The organism is Congregibacter sp. (assembly GCF_045107095.1).
In the GTDB taxonomy this organism is placed as follows: Bacteria; Pseudomonadota; Gammaproteobacteria; order Pseudomonadales; family Halieaceae; genus Congregibacter.
Genome location: NZ_JBGCFU010000074.1, coordinates 18,972 through 28,265, shown reverse-complemented (window position 1 = coordinate 28,265; position 9,294 = coordinate 18,972). Strand labels below are relative to the sequence as shown.

Below are 9,294 nucleotides of genomic sequence, written 5' to 3'. Positions count from 1 at the left end.
GTCGGGGGATGCTGCTGCGTGACTGCTGTCATCGCGATCCAGTTGAGTTTGAGCGATCGCTTCATCGGAGGTTTTCGCTTCAGATGCCGCGTCCGTGTCAGCTTCTGTGATGCTTGCGACATGTTCTTCCATGCCTACAGCCGCACTTGAGTCCGCGACCGTACCGGCGGAAACCTTGGATGTAGAAACAGCTTCATCAGCCGCCTCCGCTGCCGCAGTTGTCGCGAATTCTTCGCCCGAAGGATCAGTGGCGGTAGCACCTGTTGCAGCTGCGACGGCTCCTTCTGTTGTATCCGTTGCCGCGGCTACAGGGCGACGACGACGGCGGCGAGGTTCCCCGCGACGCTGGTCACTCGGACGCTTCCTGGGTTTAGAGTTATCAGTAGAGTCTGTATCACCTTCACCGTCCACTGTGCTTGCATCGTCCGCTTCGCCAGTCTCGGTCGTGGTGTTATCGCCTGTGCTCTCTTGATTCTCGGTTCCTGCGCGGCGGCCTCCGCGAGAACGGCGACGGCGGCGACGGCGAGTACCATCTTCTGACTTTTCGTTACCTTCGCTATCCGAGGAAACGTCCGCATTTGCGTCGACGACTTCGGCTGTTGCTTCGGTGCTAGTGGCTTCTGAGTTTTGCTCTTGAGTCCCACCGCTGCGGTTTTGGTTACGGCCCTGACCGCCTCGGCGACGACGGCCTCGGTTGCGCTTAGGTCGATCATCTTCAGATGTTTCGCTATCGGTCTTCTGAGTCTCGATTTCAGGACTTGCTGTCTCTTTCTGAGCCTCGGCTGTAGCTTCCTCTGACTCCGCGTTGGGATCACCAAAGAAGCTTACCCAAAGACGCTGAGCCAAACCGGGTTTTGCGGCAACAGCCGCTCCGGCTACCGCTGCTGTCGCTGCGGCAGCTGCGACCGGTGCAGGGGCCTCGACTTCAGCGGCCTCTACAGGGGCAGGGGCTGCGGTCGGCGCGATGGTTTGTACCAGCGCTTCCTGGCTGGGGAGGCTGTTGTCGTGGGAATCAGAAATGCTGTCTGCATCGGGCACTGCAATGTCGACTTTGTAGCTGGTTTGCTGATCTCCATCGACTTCATCGTCACGCAGGCGTGTCACTTCAAAGTGCGGTGTTTCGAGATTTGGATTAGGGATAACCAGTACGCGAACTCGCGTCAGAGATTCGATTTCGCTTAGCGCAACGCGTTTTTCGTTGAGAAGATAGGCGGCCACATCAACGGGCACGATGGCGCGGACTTCAGCGCTACGATCTTTGATGGCTTCCTCTTCAAGAAGACGAAGAATCGATAAGGACAGGGACTTGGTGTCCCGAATACTGCCTTGTCCTGTGCAGCGTGGGCACACAATGGCACTGGTCTCGCCCAGGGAGGGCCGCAAACGCTGACGGGACATTTCGAGCAGTCCAAAACGCGAGATCCGTCCTACTTGTACACGCGCACGATCAATGGCCAAAGCGTCACGCATGCGGTTCTCAACCGCGCGCTGATTGCGCGCCGCGAGCATATCGATGAAATCGATAACAACGAGCCCACCCATATCTCGGAGTCGCAGCTGTCTGGCGACTTCGTCGGCAGCTTCAAGGTTAGTTTGAAGCGCGGTCTCTTCGATGTTCACGCCCTTGGTGGCGCGGGCCGAGTTGATATCGATGGAGATCAGTGCCTCTGTCGGGTCGATAACAATAGAGCCGCCGGAGGGCAATCTCACTTCCCGTTGGAAGGCAGATTCAATCTGGCTCTCAATCTGGAATCGATTGAAGAGGGGTATGTTGTCTTCGTAAAGCTTGATGCGCTGCTGGTACTTGGGCATCACCATGCTCACGAAGTCCATGGCCTGCTTGAAGGCGTCCGGAGAATCGATGAGAACCTGGTCTACATCATCGCGGAGATAGTCGCGCACAGCACGAATGATGACGTTGCTTTCCTGGTAAAGCAGAACCGGAGATCGGTTCTCTTCGCCTGCTTTGCTCACGGCCTCCCACAGTTGCAGAAGGTAGTTCAAATCCCATTGGAGCTCCTCAGCTGAGCGTCCCACACCAGCGGTGCGGATGATGACACCCATGCCATCCGGGATGTCGAGCGCGCTCAGCGCTTCGCGCAATTCGGCTCGATCGTCACCTTCAATGCGACGGGAGATGCCGCCGGCGCGGGGGTTGTTGGGCATAAGCACCATGTAACGCCCGGGCAGACTGATAAACGTTGTTAGTGCAGCGCCTTTATTGCCGCGTTCTTCTTTATCGACCTGAACTATCAGTCGAGTGCCTTCCTTGACCACATCCCGAATCGAAAACTTCCCGTCTATGTCTTTTGGGTTGCGATAAAAGTACTCCCGGGCGATTTCCTTGACTGACAGGAAGCCGTGACGTTCCGCGCCGAAATCGACAAACGCCGCTTCCAGACTGGGCTCTACTCGGGTGATTTTGCCAACGTAGATGTTAGCTTTCTTTTGCAGGCGGGTTCTGTTTTCGATATCCAGATCGTAAAGCTTCTGGCCATCGACGAGTGCTACGCGCATTTCTTCCGCGTGCGTAGCATTGATAAGCATTTTCTTCATGTCTAACTAAACCTCTCGTGGGGTTTAGCCGGCGCATGCCAGTGCGTACTTGTGAGTTGCCTGTTTACGACATCGTAAACCCGCGAACTCTCTCCGTGCGCTGCAGTAAAGGCCAAGCCGTAGGACGGCGGTTTTACTGCACTAGTTGTTATCTCCAAACGGCCTGCGTTTGCTGCCGCTCAGCGCTAATTCTGGTCTTGCCCCGGCAACCCTGTCTCTTTGGTGTTGCAATCGGGCGCTTCTTGCCTCGCTTCGTCCTCGGGAACGTTTCTTTCCCAGCCCGTGTAACCGTCGGGCTGTAAGTCCCCTTTGAGTACCTCATGGACGGCTCCCGTTACTCCGGTGCCTCATCCAGTATCCGTTTGTAAAAACGGTCCGCTCTTTAGGACTGTGAGCTCAGCAAAAAGCCTTCTGTAAACTCTTTGTTTTCTTCTCAATAAGGGCTGTGCAAGCGGTAATTCGTCTCATGCTTGCGCAGCATCGTATAATTCCGGCAGTGGATTCTCTTGGCGGTAATCAAGTGCCTTTCTCCAACGCTTGTTCTAGCCAAGGACCAGCTAATGACTCACCGAGTGAAACGGTCAATGAGCCAGCTGATTGAGTCAGCTGATAGAAGGGCGTGTCGGGAAAGGTTGTTGCGTCAAATCCGTTGCTCGCGCGGCATACTAGCAGCAAGCTTGCTTCTGCTCAAATAAAAGAAGGACGTTGAATTAACTAATGCTCAATCTTTCCAAACGCTTACGGGAGCTCACGACGTGACTGCTGTGCGCTTTCTAACCGTTGATGAAAGGGGGGAGGGGCAGCGTCTCGATAACTTTGTGCTTCGAGAGTGCCCGGCGATTCCCAAGACCCGGCTGTATCGCGCTATGCGCAAGGGTGAGATTCGGGTTAACAAGGGGCGGGTCAAGCCCGATAGACGCTTGTTGCTGGGGGATGTGGTGCGTTTGCCGCCGCTATCCGCTCCTGAGCCCCGGGAGCCGGGCGTAGCGCCAAGTGGGTGGCAGGAGCGCCTTGCTTCGCGCATCGTATTCGAGGATGAGCATTTATTAGCGATCAACAAACCATCGGGAATTGCGGTGCATGGAGGTAGTGGTCTGCAATTTGGTTTAATCGAGACCCTGCGTACGATGCGTCCGGAGGCTCGGTTTCTGGAGCTGGTGCATCGCCTTGATCGAGAAACCTCGGGCCTCATTATGATAGCCAAGAAGCCTGCTGCCTTGCGGGCCTTGCATGAGCTGCTGAGACGCCAGGGGGAAATAGATAAACGCTACCTTGCTCTGGTCGAGGGGGCCTGGCCGCGGCATTTGCGCTTGGTGGAAGCACCTCTCCAGCGCTTTGAGCGAAAGTCCGGGGAGCGGCAGGTGAAAGTTTCCAAGGAAGGGAAACCTTCGGCGACAGAGTTCAGGATACGGGACAGTTTCGCCGATGCCACCTTGGTTCAGGCGCGACCTCTGACGGGAAGAACACATCAAATCCGTGTTCACGCTTTGCATGCCGGGCACACCCTGCTTGGCGATGGCAAGTATCAAAGTGCACGCAGCGAAGGCTTAGCGCAGAAATTGCAGCTTAGACGATTGTTTTTGCACGCAGAATCGCTGTCTTTTGTGCTCAATGATCAGCGTTACGAGCTCAATGCTCCGCTAGATTCTGAGCTTGATATGGTATTAACAAAGCTCTCTAAATAGATGTTTTTAATGGATTTATTTCTAGCTTTTTCAGCTCGTCGCAGGTCGCGATTAATGGTAGCCCCTCCAAAGCAGTAGGGTCATCACTTTCTAGCGATGTGAACAAACAAATCCCCAGTCCTTCCCAGCGGAAGCTTCCTGCGCAATCCAGGGGCTGCTCTCGTTGAACGTAGTCGGAAATCTCGGCGGCTGAGAGCTCTCTGAACCTCACCGTGGTGGGGACGCATCGTTGGGCCACCACATGCCCGTTCCGTGCGAAACTCACCGCAGTAAAGAAATGTATCGTCTGGCCGCTACAGAGTCGCAGTTGAGCCTCTGCTGCTGGCACGCTTCCAGGCTTGCCCATGCGCTGTGTAGATCGCGCTGCAACCTGATCACTCCCGATGACGATGGCATCGGGGTACATATTCGATACTGCGAGTGCCTTTGCATCCCCGAGGCGCCGCGCTAGTGCTTCTGGGGATTCATCTTTATCCGCTGTTTCATCAGTTTCTGGGTCCACGCAGCTAAAGGGGATAGCAAGGCGCTCCAAAAGACGCCGCCGATACAGCGAGGTGGATGCGAGGATCAGGGTCGTACTCTGAGAAGGTTCCATGGAGCTATGGTTTAGCTAACGCTCGGGATTGTAAAGATTTTTTTGACAAGTGAGGGGGCGATCACTATAGTGCGCCGCCATGTTGGCAGCCCCCCTCCCGAATACGGTCAATATCCGAAAAGCAGTGACCCGGTCGGCGCGTTATGAGGGAAGCCTCGGAGCCAAGCAAATCCCGCAGTTTGCGGAGTTGCTGGACCCGGCTTCGCCAGCGATTGCGGTGGTCGTAGAGTTCGGAGAAAACGACGACGGGCAGCAGTTTGCCGCCGTGCAAATGCAGGGCAAGGTCGTGCTGGAATGTCAGCGCTGCCTGCAGCCGGTGGTTTGCGAGTTGTCAGGGAATAGTCACTTGGGGATCGTACCGGGCGACGAGCAGGCGAAGCAGCTATCAGCAGGCCTGGAGCCACTTATCGCGGTTGATGAAGTGGATCTGTGGAAGTTGGCTGAGGAAGAATTGGCGCTGGCCTTACCAGTGGTGGCTTACCACCCAGATGGTGAGTGCGAGCCACCGAAGAGTGATCGGCAGGTCCGGTCAGAAGATCAAGAACTGGGGTTGTCCGGGGAAGTGTCGGAAAACCCTTTTAGTGTTTTGTCTTCGTTATTGAATAACGACGACACGAAGGAGAAATAGCTCATGGCTGTTCAGAAGAGTAAAAAGACCCGTTCGCGGCGTGGTATGCGTCGTTCGCACGACTCGCTGAGTGGACCAACGTTGAACGTTGATCAGACAACTGGCGAGACACATCGTCGCCACCACGTGACTGCTGACGGTTTCTACCGCGGCAAGAAAGTGGTTGAAACAGGCTCTGACGACTAAGTCACCTGTTTTGATAACCAGGTCAGGCTCACTTTGGCCTGGCATGCAAGTAGCTTTACAGCGGCACCTTTGGACAAGCACAGCACGACTAATGAGTCGGCTGGTTTGAACGGGGTGCCGTATTCGTTGCTAGACCTGTGTAATGCCGTGGACGTCAGCTGCCCGGCATCCTTGGAGGTAAACCATGAGTCAAGATCTCGCGTTTTTGTTTCCTGGTCAGGGCAGTCAGCGTATCGGCATGCTCGCCGATGCAACGGTGCAGTTTGCCGAAGCGGCGCAGGTGTTTGAAGAAGCTTCAGATGCGCTGGGCTTTGATCTTCACGCCTTGGTCAGCAGCGGCGATTCCGAGCAACTCAATCTAACCGAGTTCACACAGCCAGCCTTGCTCACTGCATCCGTCGCGCTATGGCGAGTCTGGGAGGCCAAGGGCGGTGCTCGACCGACGGCAATGGCGGGCCATAGCCTTGGAGAGTTTTCTGCTCTGTGCTGTGCCGGAGCCATCAGCTTGAGCGATGCGGTCTCACTAGTGCGTGAGCGCGGGCGTTTCATGCAAACAGCGGTTCCGGTTGGTGTTGGCGCGATGGCCGCGATTCTGGGGCTGGACGATGCGCAAGTTACTGCAATCTGCGAAGACGTATCTGGTGGCGACAGTGGTGTGGTGCAAGCGGTTAATTTTAATGCTCCGGGCCAGGTGGTTATCGCTGGCCACAGTGCAGCGGTAGATGCCGCAATTACGGCACTTAAAGCTGCCGGAGCAAAGCGAGCTATGCCTCTGCCTGTCAGCGCACCTTTCCATACGGCCTTGATGCTGCCCGCGGGTGAAAAACTTGCTGAAGTGTTGCAGGGGATCTCGATAGCTACGCCAGAAATTCCAGTCGTGCACAACGTGCACGCGCAAACCGAAACAGATCCGGAGAACATCCGCGATTTGTTGGTACAGCAAATCTCTGCCCCCGTACGTTGGACGTCGTGCGTTGCAACTTTGCAGTCCATGGGCGCTGTACAATTTGCAGAGTGCGGAGCAGGCAAGGTTTTGGGCGGCCTGTTAAGACGCATAGACAAAAGCGCTAGCTGTGTTTATTTGGAAGCTCCGGATGATCTGCTGTCTGCGGTTTCTGAGCTGGCTGGTTAACTTAAGAAACGCTGGGGAAAGACTATGTCCGAAGCATCTCAAGGCAGCGAGTCGCGCGTTGCCCTCGTAACAGGCGCCAGTCGCGGGATCGGCCAAGCCATAGCCGATGCTTTGGCGGCCGTGGGCCATACGGTCATAGGTACAGCGACAAGCGACGCGGGGGCGCAAGCCATTGATGATCGTCTGAGTGCCACTGGAGGCGCGGGCATGCGTCTCGACGTTGCAGACCCCGAAAGCGTCGCTACAGTGCTTGCCGCCATTAACGAACGCTTTGGCGCCCCTCTGATCCTCGTGAATAACGCAGGTATTACTCGCGATAATATTTTGATGCGAATGAAGGACGACGAATGGCAAGGAGTCATGGATACAAACCTGACTGCCTTGTTCAAGACCTCTAAAGCAGCGCTTCGGGGTATGACCAAAGCGCGCTGGGGCCGCATAGTGAATATCACATCGGTTGTTGGGTCTATGGGCAATGCCGGCCAAAGTAACTATGCGGCGAGCAAGGCTGGCGCAGAGGGCTTTTCCCGCGCATTGGCTCGAGAAATTGGTGCACGAAACGTCACGGTAAATGCAGTAGCGCCGGGATTTATCGACACTGACATGACAGCAGCGCTGAGCGATGATCAACGCGATGCAATGCTGTCTCAAATACCTCTGGCACGTTTGGGGGATGCAAAAGAAATCGGTGCTCTGGTCGCATTTTTGTGCAGTGACTCGGCAGCGTATATAACGGGTGAAACAATTCACATAAACGGCGGTATGTACATGGCCTAATGTTTTGGGGAAGGTGTATGCCAGATAGTAAAAAACCGGTAGACTTCGCACCTGCCCGATATCATTGGTAATGTAAGTTTTCCTTTAGCAGGAGTATTCGAGGATCATGAGCAGCATTGAAGAACGCGTAAAAAAAATCGTCGCTGAGCAGCTCGGCGTCAAAGAAGAAGAAGTACAGACGGAGGCTTCGTTCGTAGAGGACCTCGGAGCAGACTCGCTTGACACAGTAGAGCTGGTAATGGCGCTCGAAGAGGAATTCGAAACCGAAATCCCTGATGAAGAAGCCGAAAAGATTACAACAGTGAAGCTGGCTATTGATTACATCAACGAGCACCTCTCCTGAGGGCACTACGAGCGCGTTTCCGCGCTTGTAGCACAATGAGAGCCGTGACTACCGACAGGTATCACGGCTTTTCTGTTTGTATGAGCGCCATAAGTTGACAGTGAATCGCATAAAAAATCGCGCACTGGACCGATAGTGAAGGGAGAAAGATAGTGAAGGGAAGACGCGTAGTTGTCACGGGAATGGGGTTGGTCACTCCCGTGGGTCACGACGTTGAATCGAGCTGGGCATCCATATTGGCCGGGCGCAGTGGCGCCGCTCCCATCGAAACCTTCGATGTTGATGCCTACAGCACGCGCTTTAGTTCCAGCGTCAGGGATTTTGACATCGAGACGTATCTTTCAGCCAAAGACGCTCGAAAAATGGACACCTTTGTGCAGTACGGCATGGCGGCAGGCATTCAGGCAATAGAGCACTCGGGGTTTACCGTCACTGAAGAGAATGCGGGGCGCGTCGGCTGCGCCATAGGCTCAGGTATTGGCGGCATTGGGCAGATCGAGAAAAATTCAGAAATTGTTAACAGCAGTGGTCCCCGACGCATATCGCCATTTTTTGTACCCGGCTCCATCATCAATATGATCTCGGGCAACTTGTCTGTACGTTACGGCATGCGCGGACCGAATATTGCGATAGTCACGGCATGCACAAGCGGTACGCATAACATCGGGCTTGCAGCGCGAATGATTGCCCAAGGTGACGCCGACGCTATGCTGGCCGGTGGCGCTGAAATGGCAACGACGAAAGTAGGCTTAGGTGGATTTGCTGCTGCGCGGGCACTATCTACGCGCAATGACGATCCTGAGGCTGCTTCCAGGCCCTGGGACGCCGACCGCGATGGCTTTGTGCTGGGTGATGGCGCGGGCATGATGTTTCTTGAAGAATACGAAAGCGCGAAAGCTCGGGGGGCACAGATTTTTGCCGAGCTGAGTGGCTTTGGTATGAGTGGCGACGCCTACCACATGACTTTACCCCCCGAAGACGGACGGGGCGCTGCGGACGCTATGCGTAACGCGTTACTCGATGCAGAAATTGATCCGAGCGTCATCGAGTATGTAAACGCGCACGGCACGTCGACGCTCGCCGGCGACGTCGCTGAAAGCAGAGCTGTTGAGTCAGTGTTTGGCACCTCGGCCTCTACAGTTGCTGTGAGTTCGACCAAGTCGATGATCGGACACCTGTTGGGCGCAGCGGGAGCGGTAGAAGCCGTATTCGCGGTGCTGGCTATTCGTGACCAGGTGGCGCCTCCGACTATTAATCTGGATAAGCCCGGCGAGGGCTGCGTCCTGGACTACGTGCCACACACGGCACGCGAGATGACTATTACCCATAGTCTCTCTAACTCCTTTGGCTTTGGTGGCACCAACGGTTCGCTGATTTTCGGACGCGTTTAGG

9 protein-coding genes are annotated in these 9,294 nt (G+C 55.3%); 7 read left to right on the top strand and 2 right to left on the bottom strand.

Annotated elements, in window-relative coordinates:
* Window positions 1-2,556: ribonuclease E (gene rne, locus AB8B76_RS11185; protein ID WP_405272510.1), on the bottom strand; the 2,556-nt coding region annotated here is incomplete at its 3' end.
* Window positions 2,557-3,311: 755 nt separating this feature from the next.
* Here rne and AB8B76_RS11180 point away from each other — a divergent pair.
* Window positions 3,312-4,241: an RluA family pseudouridine synthase gene (locus AB8B76_RS11180; protein ID WP_405272508.1), complete on the top strand. Its 930-nt coding sequence runs from the start codon at window positions 3,312-3,314 to the stop codon at window positions 4,239-4,241.
* On the opposite strand, the gene AB8B76_RS11175 is transcribed toward AB8B76_RS11180, so the two are convergent.
* On the bottom strand, window positions 4,234-4,836 hold the full coding sequence (locus AB8B76_RS11175; RefSeq protein ID WP_405272506.1) for a Maf family protein: 603 nt from the start codon (window positions 4,834-4,836) through the stop codon (window positions 4,234-4,236). The genes AB8B76_RS11180 and AB8B76_RS11175 overlap by 8 nt on opposite strands.
* Before the next feature lie 79 nt (window positions 4,837-4,915).
* Between AB8B76_RS11175 and AB8B76_RS11170 the strand changes: the two genes are divergently transcribed.
* From AB8B76_RS11170 to fabF, 6 genes are all read left to right on the top strand, one after another.
* Window positions 4,916-5,464 carry a YceD family protein gene (locus AB8B76_RS11170; RefSeq protein ID WP_405272504.1) on the top strand — a complete coding sequence of 183 codons (549 nt, stop codon included), beginning with the start codon at window positions 4,916-4,918 and terminating at the stop codon, window positions 5,462-5,464.
* A gap of 3 nt (window positions 5,465-5,467) precedes the next feature.
* Complete coding sequence (gene rpmF / locus AB8B76_RS11165; protein ID WP_008295495.1) at window positions 5,468-5,650, top strand: 50S ribosomal protein L32; 183 nt, start codon at window positions 5,468-5,470, stop codon at window positions 5,648-5,650.
* A gap of 184 nt (window positions 5,651-5,834) precedes the next feature.
* Window positions 5,835-6,782, top strand: a complete 948-nt coding sequence (gene fabD / locus AB8B76_RS11160) for an ACP S-malonyltransferase (protein ID WP_405272502.1) — start codon at window positions 5,835-5,837, stop codon at window positions 6,780-6,782.
* Window positions 6,783-6,806: 24 nt separating this feature from the next.
* On the top strand, window positions 6,807-7,559 hold the full coding sequence (gene fabG, locus AB8B76_RS11155; protein ID WP_405272500.1) for a 3-oxoacyl-ACP reductase FabG: 753 nt from the start codon (window positions 6,807-6,809) through the stop codon (window positions 7,557-7,559).
* A 106-nt stretch (window positions 7,560-7,665) separates the two neighbouring features.
* Window positions 7,666-7,902, top strand: a complete 237-nt coding sequence (acpP, locus tag AB8B76_RS11150; RefSeq protein WP_008295499.1) for an acyl carrier protein — start codon at window positions 7,666-7,668, stop codon at window positions 7,900-7,902.
* Between the two features lie 152 nt (window positions 7,903-8,054).
* On the top strand, window positions 8,055-9,293 hold the full coding sequence (fabF, locus tag AB8B76_RS11145; protein ID WP_405272498.1) for a beta-ketoacyl-ACP synthase II: 1,239 nt from the start codon (window positions 8,055-8,057) through the stop codon (window positions 9,291-9,293).
* Window position 9,294: the final 1 nt, after the last annotated feature.